This is a genomic window from Micromonospora sp. CNZ297, assembly GCF_007827625.1.
Genome location: NZ_VISU01000006.1, coordinates 112211 through 129704, shown reverse-complemented (window position 1 = coordinate 129704; position 17494 = coordinate 112211). Strand labels below are relative to the sequence as shown.

The following is a 17494-nucleotide window of genomic DNA, read 5'->3' as shown; positions in this document are numbered from 1 at the left end:
TAGTCGCCCGCCGCGCCCGCTGGCCGCTGGCCGCTAGCCGCCCTTCCTCGAAGCCCCGCCCTCGGCGAGCCCCGCCGAGCCCTCTCACGGCGCGTTGATCTTGCACTTGCCGCCCCGGTAAAACAGGTCAAAACGCCTGAATCGAGGGCCGGGAGTGCAAGATCGCGGGGGTGAGGCGGGCGGGGCCGCGCGAGGGCGTGCGGGGGTGAGGCGGGGCAGGGCGAAAGCAGGGTCAGATGGTGCAGTTGATGAGGACTGGCTCGGGGTGGAGGGTCACGCCGAAGCGGGACTGGACGCCGTCGCGGATCTCGCGGGCCAGCGCCACCAGCGCGGCCGTACTGGCGGTGCCGGAACGGTTCGTGAGCGCCAGCGTGTGCTTGCTGGAGATGGCGACGCCCTCCGGGCCCGCGTACCCCTTGCCGAACCCGGCCTTGTCGATCAGCCACGCCGCGCTGACCTTCACCGCCCCGTCGGCGCCCGGCCAGTTCGGCGGCTCCCCCAGGTCGGCAGCGCGTTCCCGTACCTGCTCGAACACCTCGCCCGGCAGCACCGGGTTGGTGAAGAACGAGCCCACCGACCAGGTGTCCGGGTCGGCCGCGTCCAGCACCATGCCCTTGCCGGCGCGCAGTTTCCGTACGGTGGCGCGGGCGTCGGCGAGCGGCACCCGGTCGCCCACCTCGACGCCGAGCGCCCGGGCCAGTTCGGCGTAGCGGACCGGGCCGGACAGCGGGGAGCGGGTGAGCCGGAAGTCGACGGTGAGCACCACCCAGCGGTCGCTGTACTTGAAGATGCTGCCCCGGTAGACGAACCCGCAGTCGGCCGCCGGGATCCGGACCACCCGGCGCTCCGTCCGGTCGTACGCCTCGACTGCGACGATCGTCTCGGCGACCTCCTGGCCGTACGCGCCGACGTTCTGGATCGGGGTCGCGCCGGCCGACCCGGGGATGCCGGAGAGGCACTCCAGCCCGGACCAGCCGCGCTCGACGGCGGCGGCGACGAGGTCGTCCCACGGCTCGCCGGCTTCGACACGTACCGTGACGGTGTCGCCGTCCTCGGCGACGGTCCGGAACCCCCGGGAGCGGACGAGCACGACGGTGCCGGGGAAGCCCTGGTCGCCGATCACGACGTTGCTACCGCCCGCCAGCACCAGCACGGCCTGCTCCCGGGCTTCCGCTTCCTGCACCTTCAGTACGATCTGGGCGGCGTCGCCGGCGATCTCCAGCCGCCCGGCGGGGCCACCGAGCCGGAGCGTGGTGTAGCGCGCCAGGGTGGCCGGATCGGTCGGGTCACCGGCAGTCGCCGGTTCGGCGTAGACGTCTGACACGCCTTTCACCCTAGGCTGAGGGGTAGCCGGAGCACCCACTGGTGGCCCGGTCACCCCCGGGAGGATGGCGATGAGCAGACTGCACCACACGAAGGACTTCTGGATCGGCGCGCTGCGCACGGAGGGCCCCGCCTTCGCCGCGGCGGTGGCTGAGGCGCCGCCCGAGACACCCGTGCTGTCCTGTCCCGGCTGGACCGTCACCGATCTCGCTCATCACCTGACCCGCGCGTACGCCTGGGCAGGCACCGTGCTGACCGCGGGCATCGCGACCCGCCCGGAGCGGCACGACCCGGAGCCCCCGGCGGGCCTGACCGCGGCGCAGTGGTTCACGCAGGAGTACGAGCGGATCAGCGCACTGCTGGAGGCGACGGACCCGGAAGCGCCGGCCTGGAACTTCGCGCCGCAGCCGAAGAAGGCGGTCTTCTGGCCACGCCGGCTGGCGCACGAGACGGCTGTGCACCGCTGGGACGCCCAGCTCGCGATCGGTGCGGGTGATCCGATCGAGGCGAAGCTCGCGGCCGACGGGGTGAGCGAGGTGCTGGACACCTGGCTGCCGGCGGGACGGCGGATGCATGCCGGGCAGTGGCGCGGCGTGGTGCAGCTGAACGCGACCGATGCCGCGCAGGAGTGGTACCTGCGGTTGCGGGGTGAGGGGGTCGCGCTGCTGGACACCGCGACGATCCTCGACCACGACGACCACCGCGCGCGGGCGCAGGTGGCCGGCACGGCGAGCGATCTGCTGCTGGCGCTGATGGGCCGGATCAGCTTCGACGCGCTGGACGTGGCGGGCGACCGTTCCCTGCTGGGCGGCCTACGGGTCGGCTGACGACGGGCACCGGACGGAGAGGGGCGACAGTCGCCCCTCTCCTTCTTTTCGGACACCTCTGAGAGCGCTCTCTTGACAAGGTCCACGACCCTCCACCACGCTGTCGTGAGAGCGCTCTCTAAGTTCCGGAACCGCCTTCCACCACCCGTTTCGACGACCCGAGAGGTCAGGACAGCATGCTCACCTTCACGCGCCGCCGCCTGGCGGCGGTGGCCCTGGTGGCCGCCACCGCACTGCTCGGCACCACCGCCTGCGGCGGCGGCGACGATGCCGCCGCCGACGGGCCGATAACGCTCACCGTCGACGTCTTCGGCCAGTTCGGTTACGCCGACCTCTACCAGGAGTACATGGCCAGCCACCCCGGCGTGAAGATCGTCGAGCGGGGCACCGGAGGCAACCTCGACGAGTACTCCCCGAAGCTCACCCAGTGGCTCGCCGCGGGCAAGGGCGCCGGTGACGTGGTGGCCATCGAGGAGGGCCTGCTCGTCGAGTACAAGGCCAACCCGCAGAACTTCGTCAACCTGCTCGACCACGGCGCGGCCGACCTGAAGGGCAACTTCCTCGACTGGAAGTGGAACCAGGGGCTCACCGCCGACGGCAAGCAGCTCATCGGCCTCGGCACCGACGTCGGCGGCATGGCGATGTGCTACCGCAAGGACCTGTTCGCCAAGGCCGGCCTGCCCACCGACCGCGACGCCGTGTCCAAGCTCTGGCCCACCTGGCAGGACTACATCAAGGTCGGCGAGCAGTTCACCGCGAAGAAGACGGGCGCCTCGTTCCTGGACGCCGCGACGAACACGTTCAACACGATCCTGCTCCAGACCGCCGGCAACAGCAGCGGCTACAGCTACTACGACACCGGCAACAACCTCGTCGTGGGCAGCAACCCGGCGGTGAAGCAGGCGTACGACACCACGATGGACATCATCGACTCGGGGCTGTCCGGCAAGTACGGCTCCTGGTCCGAGGAGTGGGTGTCGGCGTTCAAGCAGTCGAAGTTCGCCACCATCGCCTGCCCGGCCTGGATGACCGGCGTGATCGAGGGCAACGCCGGCGCCGCCGCCAAGGGCAAGTGGGACATCGCCCAGATCCCCGGCGACGGCGGCAACTGGGGCGGCTCGTTCCTCGCCGTGCCGAAGCAGAGCAAGCACCAGGCCGAGGCGATCGAACTGGCCAAGTTCCTGACCAGCGCCAAGGGTCAGATCGGCGCGTTCAAGGCGAAGGGCCCGCTGCCCTCGTCCCCGCAGGCGCTGGAGGATCCGGCGATCATCGACTCGAAGAACGCCTACTTCTCCGAGGCACCGGTCGGGAAGATCTTCGCCGAGGGCGCCAAGAGCCTGAAGCCGGTCTACATGGGACCGAAGAACCAGGCCGTACGCACCGAGGTCGAGAACGCCGTCCGCAGCGTGGAGCTGGGCAAGCGCTCCCCGGAGCAGGGCTGGACCGACGCGGTCGCCAACGCCGAGAAGGCCGCCGCCAAGTAACCCGAGCAGCGCGTGCGGGCGGCCACCCGGCCACGGGGGCCGCCCGCACGGCGGAAAGGAGTCCCGGGTCATGGCCGTCCAGCTCGACGCCCGCCCGCCGGTCGCACCGGCACCCCGCCCCACCCGTCCCGGCCTGGGCAACCGGCTCAGCCGGATCGACACCAAGTACTCGCCGTACCTGTTCATCGCCCCGTTCTTCCTGTTGTTCGGCGTCTTCGGGGCGTACCCGCTGGCGTACACGTTCTGGGTCTCGCTGCACGACTGGGACCTGCTCGGCGCCGAGCACCCGTTCATCGGCTTCGACAACTACACCCAGCTGCTCGCCGACTCGGACTTCTGGCACTCGGTCGTCAACACGCTGGGCATCTTCGTGATCTCCACGGTCCCCCAGCTGCTCGCAGCGCTCTGGCTGGCCAACCTGCTCAACCGGCAGCTGCGCGCCCGTACCACCTGGCGGATGGCGGTGCTGATCCCGAACGTCACGTCGACCGCCGCCGTGGCGATCGTGTTCGCGGTGCTGTTCGGCCGCGAGTTCGGCATGATCAACTGGCTGCTCGACCACGTCGGGATCAACGCGATCGACTGGAAGGCGAACCGGTTCGCCGCCTGGGTCGCCATCTCCACGATGGTCGACTGGCGCTGGACCGGCTACAACGCGCTGATCTTCCTGGCCGCCATGCAGGCCATCCCCCGCGACCTGTACGAGTCGGCGGCGATCGACGGCGCCGGCCGGGCCCGGCAGTTCTGGTCCATCACGGTGCCGCTGCTCAAGCCGACGATCATCTTCGCGGTCATCATCTCCACCATCGGCGGCCTCCAGCTCTTCACCGAGCCGCGGATGTTCAACTCCGGCACCAACGCGATCCGCGGCGGGCCGCTGCGGGAGTCGCAGACGGTGACCATGTACATGTTCGAGAACGCCTTCGCGCCGCACTACAACTTCGGCTACGGCTCGGCAGTCGCCTGGCTGCTGTTCGCGCTCATCGCTGTGGTCGCGGCGATCAACGTCCTGCTCCTGCGCCGGCTCGGCGGCGGCTCCCGCAAGGAGGTCTCCCGATGACCCGCCTCTGGTCGGCAAGCCGGCTCACCTACCTGGCGCTGACGCTCTCGGCCATCCTGTCGATCTTCCCGATCTACTGGATGTTCGTGGTGGCCAGCCGGACCAGCGACACGATGGGGCAGGTGCCGCCGCCGCTCACGCCCGGCGGCAACCTCGGCGCCAACATCGCCCGGCTGTTCGACAACACCGACGCGTACTTCCTGACCGGCCTGATCAACTCGGCGATCGTGGCCACCACCGTCACGATCTCGGTGGTGTTCTTCTCCACGCTGGCCGGGTTCGCGTTCGCCAAGCTGCGCTTCCGCGGGCGCAACGCGCTGCTGCTGGTCATCGTCGCCACCATGATGGTCCCCACCCAGCTCGGCGTGATCCCGCTCTACCTGCTGATGACGAAACTGAACTGGAACGACCGGCTGCCCGCCGTGATCGTGCCGGCGCTGGTGACCGGCTTCGGCGTGTTCATGATGCGCCAGTACGCGGGCCAGGCGGTCAGCACCGAGCTGATCGAGGCGGCGCGGATGGACGGCTGCAACACCGCGCGGATCTACTGGAACGTGGTGCTGCCCGCGCTGCGCCCGGCCGCCGCCGTCCTCGGCCTGCTCACGTTCATGACCACCTGGAACGACTTCCTGTGGCCGTACGCGGTGCTGAACGACCCGGAGAACCCAACGGTGCAGCTGTCGCTGCGGGCCCTCTCCGACGGGTACTACCAGGACATGTCGCAGGTGTTCACCGGCACGGCGATCGCCACGCTGCCGCTGCTGCTGGTGTTCGTCGTCTTCGGCCGCCAGATCATCGGCGGCATCATGGAAGGTGCGGTCAAGGCATGAGCAACGTCCGATTCCCGGAGGGCTTCGTCTGGGGCGGGGCTACCGCCGCGTACCAGATCGAGGGCGCCGCACGCGAGGACGGTCGCGGCCCGTCGATCTGGGACACCTTCAGCCGTACGCCGGGCGCAGTGTTTCAGGGCCACACCGGCGACGTGGCCTGCGACCACTACCACCGGTACGCCGAGGACGTCGCGCTGATGGCCGACCTGGGGCTGCGGGCGTACCGGTTCTCGGTGTCCTGGCCCCGCGTGCGGCCGGACGGCACCGGCCCGGTCGAGCCGCGCGGGCTCGACTTCTACGACCGGCTGACCGACGCGCTGCTGGACGCCGGCCTCGACCCGATCGTCACGCTCTACCACTGGGACCTGCCGCAGGCGCTGGAGGACCGGGGCGGCTGGACCGTCCGGGAGACCGCCGAGCACTTCGCCGAGTACGCGCTCGCCGTGCACGGCCGTCTCGGCGACCGGGTGCGCACCTGGACCACGCTCAACGAGCCGTGGTGTTCGGCCTACCTGGGGTACGGCTCGGGCGTGCACGCGCCGGGGCGCCGCGACGCCGGTGACGCGTTCCGGGCCGTACACCATCTGCTGCTCGGCCACGGCATGGCGGCGCGGGCACTGCGGGCGGCAGGCGCGGAGACGCTCGGGATCACGCTCAACCTGGCCGACGTGCAGCCGGCGGACGCGGGCAGCGCCGCTGACGCCGAGGCGGTCCGGCTGGTCGACGGCCTGCACAACCGGATCTTCCTGGACCCGCTCACCGGCGGCGGCTACCCGGCGGACGTGCTGGCCCACGTCAGCCGGATCGTCGCGCCGGACTTCGTCCGGGACGGGGACGAGAAGCTGATCGCCGCGCCGCTGGACCTGCTCGGGCTGAACTACTACGCGCCCACCTACGTGGCCGGGCGGGCGGACGGCACGGGAGGTGCCGCGTACCCGGGCACCGCCGGGGCGGTCGAGTTCCTGCCGCCGGCCGGGCCGCTGACCGAGATGGGCTGGTCGATCGAGCCGGCCGGGCTGGCCCGGCTGCTGGAACGCGTCGCGGCCGACTATCCCGGGCTACCGTTGATGATCACCGAGAACGGCGGGGCGTTCCCCGACACCGACCTCGACGAGCAGGGCGGGGTGGCCGACGCCGACCGGGTCGCCTACCTCGACGGGCACCTGCGCGCGGCGCACGAAGCCATCGCCCGCGGCGTGGACCTGCGTGGTTATCTCGTATGGTCGGTGCTGGACAACTTCGAATGGGCCGAGGGTTACCGGAAGCGGTTCGGGATCGTCCACGTCGACTACCTGACCCAGCGGCGCACACCCAAGCGCAGTGCCCGCTGGTACCAGGAGGTGATCGCCCGGAACGGGCTGTGACGAGGTGGTGGTTACGGGGATGACGACGGCACAGCGACCGACCCTGGAGGCGGTGGCCCGGCTGGCCGGCGTGTCCCGGGCCACCGTCTCCCGGGTGGTGAACGGCTCGACCACAGTCGCCGAGCCGATCCGGCAGGCGGTACGCCGGGCGGTCGAGGAACTCGGGTACGTCCCGAACCTCGCCGCCCGCAGCCTGGTCACCCAGCGGACCGACTCGGTCGCGCTGGTGATGCCCGAGGCGGCCACCCGGGTCTTCTCCGACGACCAGGTGTTCCCGGGCATCATCCGGGGCGCGGCACAGGAGCTGGAGGCGGCGGACAAGCAGCTCGTGCTGATGCTCGCCGGTTCGCCGGCCGGGCACGAACGGGTCGAGCGGTACACCACCGGGCGGCACGTCGACGGGGTGCTGTTCGCCTCGCTGCACGGCGAGGACCCGCTGCCCGGCCGGCTGGCCCGCCTCGGCATCCCGGTGGTGTGCAGCGGACGGCCGCTCGACGGCGCCGACGTGCCGTACGTGGACGTCGACCACACCGGCGGTGTGAGCACCGCGGTCGAGCACCTGATCGCGAGCGGACGGCGGCGCATCGCCACCATCGCCGGACCGCAGGACATGGTCGCCGGGATCGAGCGGCTGATCGGCTACCGCAACGCGATCACCGCCGCCGGGCTGCCGGAGCTGGTCGCGTACGGCGACTTCACCCGGGAGTCCGGCACCGCCGCGATGCGCGAGCTGCTCGCCGCCGACCCGGAACTGGACGCCGTGTTCGCCGCCTCCGACCTGATGGCACACGCCGCCCTGCGCACGCTGCGGGAGGCCGGGCGGCGGGTACCCGAGGACGTGGCGGTGATCGGGTTCGACGACATCGAGACGGCCGCCTACACCGAGCCGCCGCTGACCACCGTGCGGCAGCCGATAGTGGAGCTGGGCCGGTCGATGACCCGGCAACTGCTGCGCATCGCCGCGGGCGAGGAGGTCGAGCAGGCGCTGGTGCTGCCGACCGAGCTGGTGCTACGCGAGTCCGCGTAAGGAAGGGCCCCCTCTTAACGCCTCAGGTAGAGGAGGGGGCCCTTCTTAACAGCCCGCCGGGCGACCGCCCGCCGCGCGTTAACCGGTCGCGGCGCGGGCGGCGGCGGGGCTAGGGTCCGCCGGATGAGTGGAGCCCTGATCCGTCCCGCCCGTGCCGAGGACGCGCCCGCCGTGGTGGCGTTGCGCGCGCTCGTCTACCCGTACCTGGTGCGGGGCGTCGAGTCGACCCGCCGCATGATCGCCGAACCACCGCCCGGCGAGGACTGGGCGGCCTGGGTCGCCGAGGCGGACGGGCAGGTCGTGGGCTGGGTGTCGGCGTACCGCAACACGCAGACGTCGACGCCCGGCGTGGGCGAGATCGCCACGCTGCACGTGCACCCGGAGCATCGCCGCCGGGGCACCGGCACCGCGTTGTTCGACACCGCGCTCGGTCATCTGCGGACGCTCGGGTCCACCCGGGTGCTCACCCACGCGCGTACCGAGTCGCTGCCGTTCGCGCAGCGGCACGGCTTCACACCCAGCCGGGAGTTGCGCTACTCGGCACTGGACCTGAGCACCGCCCCGCCGATGCCGCAGGCGCCGCCGGGCGTACGGCTGGTGTCCGCCGCCGGGCTCGACCCCCGCCTGGTGCACCGGGTGGACGCCGAGTCGTCCCGGGACGAGCCGGGGGACGTGCCGACGGACTCGCTCGACTTCGACCTGTGGCGGCACGAGTGCTGGGACAACCCGGGGCTGGACCGGGAGGCGAGCATGCTCGCCGAGGTGGACGGCGAACTGGTCGCACTCAGCCTGGTGAAGCGGGACGGCGACCGGATGTGGTCGGACTTCACCGGCACGCTGCCCGCGTACCGGGGGCGCGGGCTGGCCCGGCTGGCCAAGCAGGCCGCGCTGCACGCCGCCGCGGCGCGCGGGGTACGCACCGCGTACACCTCGAACGACGAGGCGAACGCGCCGATGCTGGCGGTGAACGAGCGGCTCGGCTACCGGCCGGTGGACAGCCAGTGGTCATGCCGGCGCAAACTCAGCTGAGCCCGGCGGCCACCCGCACCGCTGTGGCGTACGTGTCGGCGCCGAACAGCACCAGCCGCGCCTCGGCGACGTGCTCCGGGGTGGCCGCGTGCAGCACGCTGAGCGCCTGTGCCACCGCGTCCTCGACCGGCCAGCCGTAGATCCCGGCGGAGATCAGCGGGAACGCGATCCGGGTCGCGCCCAGCCCGTCGGCGACGCGCAGGCTGTTGGCGTAGCAGTCGCGCAGCAGCGGCGAGCGGTCCTCGCGCGGCGAGAAGACCGGGCCGGCAGTGTGCACCACCCAGCGCGCGGGCAGATTGCCGGCGGTGGTGGCGACCGCCTGGCCGGTGGGCAGCCCGCGCCCGTAGCGGGAGGCGCGCAGCGCCCGGCACTCCTCCAGGATCGCCGGCCCGCCGCGCCGGTGGATCGCGCCGTCCACTCCCCCGCCGCCGAGCAGCGACGAGTTGGCGGCGTTGACTATCGCGTCGACCTGCTGGGCGGTGATGTCCCCCTCGATCAGGACGGTGTCCATCTCAGCTCTCCTCGACGGGCTGGCCCAGCGAGCGGCGGGCCAGCAGCGCGGCCCCGGCGACGGCGGCCGGCATGACGAGCACCGCGCCGAGCGGGATCAGGAAGCACAGGAAGACCGCCACCCCGAAACCGAGTGCTGTCGGCCGGTCGGCCCGCAGCCGCGCCCGCCGGTCCGGCAGCCGCATCCCCCGCCGGTAGAACGGCGCGCCCACCAGCTCCAGCGCCAGGAACCAGCCACCCACCAGGGCGCCGACCACCGGGACCACCGTCTGTCCCACCACCGGGATGAAACCGGCGGCGAACAGGGGTACGCCGATCAGCGCGGACAGCGCCACCAGCCGCAGCGAGTCCGCGAGGCTGCGTCGCAGCGAGGACCAGAACGGCACGTCCACCGCACCGGGGGTGCCGCCGAGGCGGTCCTCGACCCGCTCGGAGATCGCCTCGTAGAACGGGTCGCCGATGACGAGCGTGACGGCGGTGAACGTGAGCACCCCGACCAGCCCGGCGACCCCGACCACCGCCAGCCCGGCGGCGACCCGCAGCAGCCCGCGCCAGGGCGACGACCAGTCGTCGGCGAACGGGGTGAGCCAGCCCGCCAGGTCGTCGACGAAGTAGAGCAGCGTGGCGAACAGGGCGACGTAGAGCGCGCCGGTGATCAGCGCCGGGATCACGCCGAGCAGCATCAGCTTCGGGCTGCGGACGTACATGCCGAAGCCGCGCAGCAGCAGGCCGGCGCCGCCGAGGAAGCGGGTGGCCGCGCCGGTGACGGGCGCGATCGTACGGGAGGCGTTCACGACGGCACAGCCTAATCTGCCGGTGCACCACAATGGGCCTGTGCGTGCGTCCCGGCTGATCTCGCTTGTGCTGCTGCTCCAGTCCCGGGAGACGATGACCGCCGCCGAGCTGGCCCGCGAGCTGGAGGTGTCCGAGCGGACCGTCTACCGGGACGTGCTGGCGCTCTCCGCCGCCGGTGTCCCGGTGTACGCGGACCGCGGCCGGGCCGGCGGCTACCGGCTGCTCGGCGGCTACCGGACCCGGCTGACCGGGTTGAGCCGGGACGAGGCCGAGGCGCTATTCCTGGCCGGGCTGCCCGGACCGGCCGGGGACATGGGACTGGCCGACTCGGTGGCCGCCGCCGAGCTGAAGGTGCTCGCCGCGCTGCCGCCGAGCCTGCGGGACGCGCCCGCTCGTACCGGGCAGCGGTTCCACCTGGACGTGCCCGGCTGGTTCCGGGAGACCACGCCGCCGCCGACGCTCGCCGAGCTGGCCCGGGCGGTCTGGCGGGACCTGATGGTGGAGTTGCACTACCGGCGCGGGGACCGGGAGGTGACCCGCACGCTGGCGCCGTACGGGCTGGTGCTGAAGAACGGGGTCTGGTACCTGGTCGCCCGGGTCGGTGACGGCTGGCGGACGTACCGGGTGGACCGGGTGGTGGCGGTCGAGGTGGGCGCCGACGGGTTCGACCGGGACGAGGACTTCGACCTCGGGGCGTACTGGCGGGAGCAGGCGGGCGCGTTCCTGCGCGAACTGCTGCGGGAGCGGGTGACGGTGCGGCTCGGCCCGGCCGGGTTGCGGGCGCTGCGGCACCTGGTGGACGCGCCGTTCGTCTACACCGAGGCGGTGGACGCGGCCGGGCCGCCGGACGAGCAGGGGCGGCTGGTGCTGCGGCTGCCTGTCGAGTCGGTCGACGTGGCGTACGGCCAGTTGCTGGCGCTCGGCCCGGAGGTGGAGGTGCTGGCGCCGCCGCAGCTGCGGGCGCGCTTCGCCGAGGCGGCCCGCCGCGCGGCGGCGCTCTACACCAATCCGCCGTCCGACGGTCAGCGGTAGCCGTCCGGGTCGGCCGGCTTACCAGGCTTGACCACCTCCTCGTAGTAGCGGGCCCAGTGCGGGCGGCTGCCGTCGACGTCGGTGAAGCCGTACACCTGGGACAGGCCGCCGCTGTCCAGCGACCGGCCGTTCCAGCGGGCCCGGTCCGGGTCGGCGGCCAGGGCGGCCACCGCGCGCCCGACGAACGCCGGCGTCTCCGACATGACGAAGTGCGGTTCGGTACTCGCGGCGTCGCGCCAGTTCGCCTCGGTGACGCCGTAGTGTTCGAGCATCGCCTCCGAGCGCAGCCAGCCGGGTGTGAGCGCGACGGCGGTGCAGCCGTGCGGGGCCAGCTCGTGCGCCTGGCTGAAGCCGAGCCGGTTCACCGACACCTTGGCCAGGTCGTAGAAGACCGACAGGCGGTACTCGCTGTCGTTGTGCTCCTTGGTGCCGTCGCCGACCTCGACGACCAGGCCGCCCGGGTTGCGGATCAGCAGCGGCAGCGCGAAGTGGCTGGTGATGATGTGCGTGTCGACAGCCAGCCGCAGCGTGCGGAACCCGGCGTCGAGCGGCTGCTCCCAGACCGGCTTCTCCCAGGTGATCAGCGGGTCCGCGCCCCAGACGTCGTTCACGAGCACGTCCAGGCGGCCCTGCTCGGCGTCGATCCGCTCGACCAGGCCGCGTACCTGCTCGGGGTCCAGGTGGTCGACTGCGACGGCGATCCCGGTGCCCCCGGCGGCGGTGACCAGCTCGGCGGTCTCCTCGATGGTCTCCGGCCGGTCCATCTCGGAGCGGCGCTCGCGGGTGGTACGGCCGGTGGCGTAGACGGTGGCCCCGGCGGCGCCGAGCTGCACGGCGATCTGCCGGCCGGCGCCCCGGGTCGCGCCCGCGACGAGCGCGACAGTTCCGGTCAGTGGTGAGTTCATGGGATAACCGTGCAACAGATACCTGACAGCGGAAGTCCGGTTTCCCGGACGATCCGGATGGGCGATCATCACCGGTATGCACCTGCTGCTGTCCGGGATCGTCGGCTCGGTCGCGTACGGGCTGGCCGGTCCCGGCTCGGACACCGACCGGATCGGCGTGTTCGCCGCGCCCACAGTCGCGTTCCACGGTCTGCGCCCGCCCCGCGAGTCGGTGGTGACGACCGACCCGGACGTCACGCTGCACGAGGCGCGGAAGTACGCGCTGCTGGCGCTGAGCGGCAACCCGACCGCCACCGAGCTGATGTGGCTGCCCGAGGACTGCTACGAGACCCGCACCGGGTTCGGCGAGGAGCTGATCGCGATCCGGTCGGCGTTCCTGAGCGCGCCGCGCGTCCGCGACGCCTACCTCGGGTACGCCTCGCAGCAGTTCCGCAAGCTCGCCACCGCCCCGGCGGACAGCGGCGGGCGGCGGCGCTCGGCGAAGCACGCCCGGCACCTGGCCCGGCTGCTGCACCAGGGCCGGACGCTGTACGCGACAGGCGTGCTGGAGATCCGCCTCGCCGACCCGGAGTGGTTCCGCGCGTTCGGCGAACGGGTCGCCGGTGGCGCGCTGGGCGAGGCGCAGGCCCTGGTGGCTGCAGCCGAGGCGGAGTTCGACCGGGTCCGCTCGCCGCTGCCGGAGCGCCCGGACGAGGAGACAGTGGAACGCTGGCTGCTCGCCGTCCGGGCGGCGTACCTGCCGCGCTGAGCGGTCACTGCACGTCGAACTCGTTGCCCTCCGGGTCGGCCATCGTGGTGTGCTCGCTGCCCCGGTCGGCGACCTCGGCCAGCACCGTCGCGCCGAGCGCGGTCAGCCGCTTCACCTCGGCCGCCCGCCCCTCCGGCCCGACGTGCAGGTCGACGTGGAGGCGGTTCTTCACCCGCTTGGGTTCGGGGACGGCCTGGAACAGGAACCGCCGGCCCAGCCCGGTGCCGCTGGCCGGGTCGACCGGGTCGTCCGGGTGGCGTACCGCCGCCAGCTCGCGCCACGCCTTGCGGCCGTCCACCTCGACGTACGCCTCCGGCGGCACCGCACCGGCGGCGGCCAGCCGCTCGATCAGCACGCTGTTGTCCTCGACCTGGTAGCCGAGCGCCTCGGCCCAGAAGCGGGCCAGCCCGATCGGGTCGGCACAGTCGATGACGAGTTTCCAGTCCCGGGCCATGTGTCCTCCGTGGTCAGCTGGTGTAACCAGTTATAGTGGTTACGTGACGGACGGCGCAAGCGGACTCACCCTGATCAGTCCCGAAGGCACTCGATACCGCTTCGACCCGGGCGCGCTCTGCCTGGAGCTGCTGACCACCGGCGGTCCGGGCGTGTTCGCCCGCTACGAGGTGCTGCACCGGCCGGACGACCTCGCGGGCTGGCTGGCCGTGTCCCGCCTGCGCCTGGACCCCGCCACCGTCACCGTCGACGCGGACGACCTGGCCGCCGCCCGTCGGCTGCGCGACGCGCTCTGGCGAGTGACGCAGGCGCGTACCCGCGACGAGACCCCGCCCGCCGCGGACCTGGCCGTGGTGAACGACGCGGCGGCCGGGCTGCCGCTGAGCCCGCAGGCCGGTCCCGACGGCAGCCGGTCCTGGCGTACGCCGCTGACCGGCGCGCAAGTGGTCGCGACATTCGCCCGGGACGCGGTCGACCTGCTCACCGGCCCGTACGCGGCCCGGATCCGGGAGTGCGGCGCGCACGACTGCCAACTGGTCTTCGTGGACACCTCCCGGCCGGGGCAGCGCCGCTGGTGCGCGATGGAACGCTGCGGCAACCGGCAGAAGGCGCGCGCCCTCCGGTCCCGGCGCGCGCCCGGGTGACTCAGTCCGCCAGGCGCACGCGTACCCGGCGGTTGGCCCGTCCCTTGCTCTCCACCTTGACCACCTGGACCTTGCCGATCTGGGCGGTGGAGGCCACGTGCGTGCCGCCGTCGGCCTGCACGTCCAGCCCGACGATGTCGACGATCCGCACCTCCTGCTCCTCCGGCGGGATCAGGTTCGACTGGGTACGGATGATGTCCGGCAGGGCCAGCGCCTCGGCGCGCGGCAGCACCCGTACCGCCACCGACCGGTCGGCGGCCACCTCGGCGTTCACCAGCTCCTCGATGCGGGCCTTGAAGTCCGGCGGCACCTCGGGGAGGTTGAAGTCCATCCGCGCCTCGCCCGGCTCCATGTTGCCGCCCGTGACGAGCGCGCCGAAGTCGCGGAACACCACGCCGCAGAGCACGTGCAGCCCGGAGTGGGTACGCATCAGCATGGTCCGGCGCGTGTCCTCGACCGCGCCGGCGACCTCGGTGCCGACCGGCGGCACCGGGTCACCCTCGGCCGGGATCAGCCAGAGGTCGTCGCCCTTGCGGGTGCCGACGATCCGGGTCTGTACGCCCTGCCAGAGAAGCACCCCGTGATCCGGCGGCTGCCCGCCACCGCCCGGGTAGAACGCGGACCGGTCCAGCACGATGCCCTGCTCGGGATCGGCCGCCAGCACCCGGCAGGTCCACTCGCGCAGGGTCGGGTCGGCGAGGTCGAGCCGGTGCGTACGGCCATGGTGTGTGACGCCCATGGACGGCGACGTTACCCGTTCAGGAACTCCGAGACGCGCTCCCGCAGGTCGGCGCGCTCGGTCCAGAGCACGCCGGGCCGGTCGTACACGTGCAGTGTGGCGTTGGGGAGCGCGGCGGCGAGCCGTTCGGCGACGGCGACCGGGTGCAGGTCGTCCTCGGCGGCGGCGATGACCAGCGCCGGCGCGGTGACCGCGTCGAGCGACCCGGCGTCGTCGAGCGGGGCCTGGGCGGGCAGGTCGGCCAGCCCCGGCGCGAGCCCGTCGCGCAGCAGCTGGTCGAGCCGCTGCCGCAGGTACGCCCAGCCGGCCGGGGTGTTGCGCACCGACGGCGGCAGTTCCAGCGACACCGCGTCGGCCAGTGCCGAGGCGTCGCCCTCGGCCACCGCGTCGAGCAGGCCGGTGAGCCGGGCGCGTGCCACCTCGCCGCGCGGCGTGTCCAGCACGGCGGGCAGGAAGAAGACGAGTCTCTCGAAGCGTTCCGGGCTCTCGGCGAGCAGCCGGCAGAGCGCGCCCGCGCCGAGGCTGGCGCCGAACGCCCGGGTCGCGCCGCCCAGGTCGGCGACGGCCCGCAGGTCACGGGCGAGGTCCAGGTAGCTCCACGGCCCGGGCGGCGAGTCGGAGCGGCCGTGCCCGCGGAACTGGAAGAAGATGCGCCGCCCGGTGACGCCGCTGCCGAACGGGCGGGTGGTGGCGATGCCGCTGCCCAGCCCGTGCGCGAACACGGTGACCGGGTCACCGGTGCCGGTGACCAGCCGTTCCAGGCTCACCCCGTGCGGGGTGGCGACCAGTTCCGTCTCCGGCTCGGGCAGCGCGGGGCGCCCGGTCCGGGGCGCGCCGGGGCCGGGCCCCCAGGTGCGGGGACCGCCGTCCGGCGGCGGAGGCCAGCGGAAACCTCTCACCAGGACCCTCGGCCGTCGTGCAGGTCCCGCAGGCCGGGCCGCACGTCGAGCAGGTAGATGAGACCCGCAGCGATGCCGATCAGTCCGAACAGGCTGATCGGGCCGAAGCCGAGCAGGGTCAGCAGCAGGCAGACCGCCAGGATGGCGACCCAGCCGCCCTTGGGCAGCGTGCCGAGCGCGGCGAATCCGTCGCCGCGCTGGGTGACCGCGTGCACCAGCGCCACTCCCTGTACGACCAGGGCGAAGACGAGCAGGATCAGCTGGATCACGTCTTGGACTGCGAACGCGAAGATCGGCGCGGCGATGGCCATGGGGGCAAGCTTATGCCGAGACCCCGGAAACGTCCGACAAGACGTTGTCCGGGGTCCGGTGGAGCATCAGGTCACTCGGCGGCCGGGCGGGTCCGCTTCGTGGCCTTCGGCAGCTTCGCCGACGGGGTGGCCGGCTTGGTCGCCTTGGTGGCGGTCGTCTTGGCGACGGCCTTGGTCGCGGTCGCCTTGGTGGCGCGGGTGCGCTTCACCGCGGCCGGCTTGGCGGCCACCGCCTCGGCCACCTCGGCCGGGCTGGGCACCTCGGTCGTCGCGGCGGCGGTCTCCGGCTTCGGGGTGATCTCGGCCTTCGGGGTCACCTCGGTGCCGGTGGCCTCGGTGGCCTCGATGTCGGCGTTCACCGTGTCGGCGGCCTCCAGCACGCCGGCGCCGACGACGCGCTCACCCCGGGCGACCAGCTCGGCGTACGCGGCCAGCGCGCGCTCCTGCGCGGCGTGCGCCCCGGCCACCACGACGGCGGCGTTGCGGGTGGCGGCCTCGCGGAGCTTGTCCAGGTTGGCGGCCTCGCGCAGCTTCTCCAGGTTCGCCGCCTCGCGCAGCTTCTCCAGGTTGGCGGCCTCGCGGAGCTGGTCGAGGTCGGTGGCGACGGCGCGCTCGCGCAGCCCGGTGGCGGTCTGGTTGGCGGTCTTCAGCGTCTCGGTGGCCTTCTGGCGCAGCTCGAAGCCGGTGACGACGGCCTTGCCGCCGAGGTCGGCGACGACCCGGGTGCCGAGGCCGCTGACCACTGTCGGCAGCTTGCGGAGCTGCTCCAGGGCCAGCTCACCGGCGCCGGCGGCGGCGTAGAGGGGTGCGGGGATGCGGTTGGTCTTCGGCTGGGTGGTCATGACTGCTCCTCTTCGGCCGCACCGGCGGCCTTCCGGGCCGCCCGGCGGGCGGTCGTGTCCTGCGGGGCGGCGGTGGTCGGGACGGGCGCGGTGGTCGGGGCGGGCGCGGCACCCGCTTCGGTGACGGCTACCGATTCGAGGACCGCCTCGGTCGGCGTGCCCTCCGGCGTGACCGGACCGGTCGCGGCCGCGGCCACCGTCGCCGGGGCCTCCGGCGCGGAGGCCGGCTCGGTCGCGGCCGTTTCCGTCGTGGCCGTCTCGGCCGTGGCGGCCGTCTCCGCCTTCTCGGCCGCCTCGGTCGCCTCGACCAGGCGGGCGTTCTCGCGCCGGAACGTCTCGTAGATCTGGGTAAGCGACTGCTTCTGGGCCATGGTCAGCTCGGGGTCGACGGCGATCGCCGCGAGCACGCCCTGGCCCTCCTTGTCGTCCAGCAGCCCGGCACGCAGGTACATCGCCGGAGTGGAGACACGAAGTGCGCTGGCGAGCTGCTGGAGCACCTCGGCGCTCGGCTTGCGCAGCCCACGCTCGATCTGGCTCAGGTAGGGATTGCTGACGCCCGCCTGCTCGGCGAGCTGGCGCAGTGAGATCTTCGCGTTGCGCCGCAGGTCGCGAATGAACCCGCCGACATCGGGAAGGTCCTTGCTGGTGGCCATGACTCAACGCTAGCTCGGG

At 72.8% G+C, this 17494-nt stretch carries 20 protein-coding genes; 10 read left to right on the top strand and 10 right to left on the bottom strand.

Annotated elements, in window-relative coordinates; all coding sequences use genetic code 11:
- Positions 1–232 precede the first annotated feature (232 nt).
- Complete coding sequence (locus FB454_RS13615) at positions 233–1324, bottom strand: UDP-N-acetylmuramate dehydrogenase (RefSeq protein WP_145823023.1); 1092 nt, start codon at positions 1322–1324, stop codon at positions 233–235.
- A gap of 70 nt (positions 1325–1394) precedes the next feature.
- Here FB454_RS13615 and FB454_RS13610 point away from each other — a divergent pair, with 70 nt between their 5' ends.
- The 7 genes from FB454_RS13610 to FB454_RS13580 all read left to right on the top strand — a co-directional run bounded on the left by FB454_RS13610 (position 1395) and on the right by FB454_RS13580 (position 8944).
- Positions 1395–2150 (top strand): maleylpyruvate isomerase family mycothiol-dependent enzyme, encoded by a 756-nt coding sequence (locus FB454_RS13610; protein WP_013475131.1) that lies wholly within the window; start codon positions 1395–1397, stop codon positions 2148–2150.
- A 176-nt stretch (positions 2151–2326) separates the two neighbouring features.
- Positions 2327–3634, top strand: a complete 1308-nt coding sequence (locus tag FB454_RS13605; protein WP_013475130.1) for an extracellular solute-binding protein — start codon at positions 2327–2329, stop codon at positions 3632–3634.
- Between the two features lie 70 nt (positions 3635–3704).
- Positions 3705–4694, top strand: a complete 990-nt coding sequence (locus FB454_RS13600) for a carbohydrate ABC transporter permease (RefSeq protein WP_013288789.1) — start codon at positions 3705–3707, stop codon at positions 4692–4694.
- Positions 4691–5524, top strand: coding sequence for a carbohydrate ABC transporter permease (locus tag FB454_RS13595; RefSeq protein ID WP_013288790.1), 834 nt, complete (start codon positions 4691–4693; stop codon positions 5522–5524). Before FB454_RS13600 ends, FB454_RS13595 begins: the two co-directional genes overlap by 4 nt.
- Positions 5521–6888: a GH1 family beta-glucosidase gene (locus tag FB454_RS13590; protein WP_145823022.1), complete on the top strand. Its 1368-nt coding sequence runs from the start codon at positions 5521–5523 to the stop codon at positions 6886–6888. Before FB454_RS13595 ends, FB454_RS13590 begins: the two co-directional genes overlap by 4 nt.
- Before the next feature lie 19 nt (positions 6889–6907).
- Positions 6908–7915 (top strand): LacI family DNA-binding transcriptional regulator, encoded by a 1008-nt coding sequence (locus tag FB454_RS13585; protein ID WP_145823021.1) that lies wholly within the window; start codon positions 6908–6910, stop codon positions 7913–7915.
- A 123-nt stretch (positions 7916–8038) separates the two neighbouring features.
- Positions 8039–8944 carry a GNAT family N-acetyltransferase gene (locus FB454_RS13580; protein WP_013288793.1) on the top strand — a complete coding sequence of 302 codons (906 nt, stop codon included), beginning with the start codon at positions 8039–8041 and terminating at the stop codon, positions 8942–8944.
- Here FB454_RS13580 and FB454_RS13575 read toward each other — a convergent pair.
- Positions 8937–9455, bottom strand: coding sequence for an O-acetyl-ADP-ribose deacetylase (locus FB454_RS13575; RefSeq protein ID WP_145823020.1), 519 nt, complete (start codon positions 9453–9455; stop codon positions 8937–8939). The genes FB454_RS13580 and FB454_RS13575 overlap by 8 nt on opposite strands.
- Position 9456: 1 nt before the next feature.
- Entirely contained in the window at positions 9457–10248 is a 792-nt protein-coding gene (locus FB454_RS13570) for an EI24 domain-containing protein (protein ID WP_030272177.1), read from the bottom strand.
- Between the two features lie 40 nt (positions 10249–10288).
- Between FB454_RS13570 and FB454_RS13565 the strand changes: the two genes are divergently transcribed.
- On the top strand, positions 10289–11281 hold the full coding sequence (locus FB454_RS13565) for a helix-turn-helix transcriptional regulator (protein WP_145823019.1): 993 nt from the start codon (positions 10289–10291) through the stop codon (positions 11279–11281).
- On the opposite strand, the gene FB454_RS13560 is transcribed toward FB454_RS13565, so the two are convergent.
- The gene (locus FB454_RS13560; RefSeq protein ID WP_145823018.1) at positions 11272–12186 is read right to left on the bottom strand and encodes an SDR family oxidoreductase; all 915 of its coding nucleotides are present in this window, start codon (positions 12184–12186) and stop codon (positions 11272–11274) included. The two genes, FB454_RS13565 and FB454_RS13560, sit on opposite strands and share 10 nt — an antisense overlap.
- Positions 12187–12262: 76 nt before the next feature.
- Here FB454_RS13560 and FB454_RS13555 point away from each other — a divergent pair, with 76 nt between their 5' ends.
- Positions 12263–12934 (top strand): nucleotidyltransferase domain-containing protein, encoded by a 672-nt coding sequence (locus FB454_RS13555; protein ID WP_030272171.1) that lies wholly within the window; start codon positions 12263–12265, stop codon positions 12932–12934.
- A 4-nt stretch (positions 12935–12938) separates the two neighbouring features.
- Here FB454_RS13555 and FB454_RS13550 read toward each other — a convergent pair whose 3' ends face one another.
- Complete coding sequence (locus tag FB454_RS13550; RefSeq protein ID WP_013288799.1) at positions 12939–13388, bottom strand: VOC family protein; 450 nt, start codon at positions 13386–13388, stop codon at positions 12939–12941.
- Between the two features lie 43 nt (positions 13389–13431).
- On the opposite strand from FB454_RS13550, the gene FB454_RS13545 reads away from it, so the two are divergent.
- Positions 13432–14031, top strand: a complete 600-nt coding sequence (locus FB454_RS13545) for a CGNR zinc finger domain-containing protein (protein ID WP_145823017.1) — start codon at positions 13432–13434, stop codon at positions 14029–14031.
- A gap of 1 nt (position 14032) precedes the next feature.
- Here the strand turns inward: FB454_RS13545 and FB454_RS13540 are convergent, their stop codons facing one another.
- From FB454_RS13540 to FB454_RS13520, 5 genes are all read right to left on the bottom strand, one after another.
- Positions 14033–14770, bottom strand: coding sequence for an alanyl-tRNA editing protein (locus FB454_RS13540; RefSeq protein WP_013288801.1), 738 nt, complete (start codon positions 14768–14770; stop codon positions 14033–14035).
- Between the two features lie 11 nt (positions 14771–14781).
- Complete coding sequence (locus FB454_RS13535) at positions 14782–15669, bottom strand: alpha/beta fold hydrolase (RefSeq protein ID WP_145823016.1); 888 nt, start codon at positions 15667–15669, stop codon at positions 14782–14784.
- Entirely contained in the window at positions 15666–15980 is a 315-nt protein-coding gene (locus tag FB454_RS13530; RefSeq protein WP_013288803.1) for a DUF2516 family protein, read from the bottom strand. The genes FB454_RS13535 and FB454_RS13530 overlap by 4 nt, the downstream gene beginning before the upstream one ends.
- A gap of 71 nt (positions 15981–16051) precedes the next feature.
- Positions 16052–16822, bottom strand: a complete 771-nt coding sequence (locus FB454_RS13525) for a hypothetical protein (protein ID WP_091330709.1) — start codon at positions 16820–16822, stop codon at positions 16052–16054.
- Positions 16819–17475: a helix-turn-helix domain-containing protein gene (locus tag FB454_RS13520; protein ID WP_145823015.1), complete on the bottom strand. Its 657-nt coding sequence runs from the start codon at positions 17473–17475 to the stop codon at positions 16819–16821. The genes FB454_RS13525 and FB454_RS13520 overlap by 4 nt, the downstream gene beginning before the upstream one ends.
- Positions 17476–17494 lie beyond the last annotated feature (19 nt).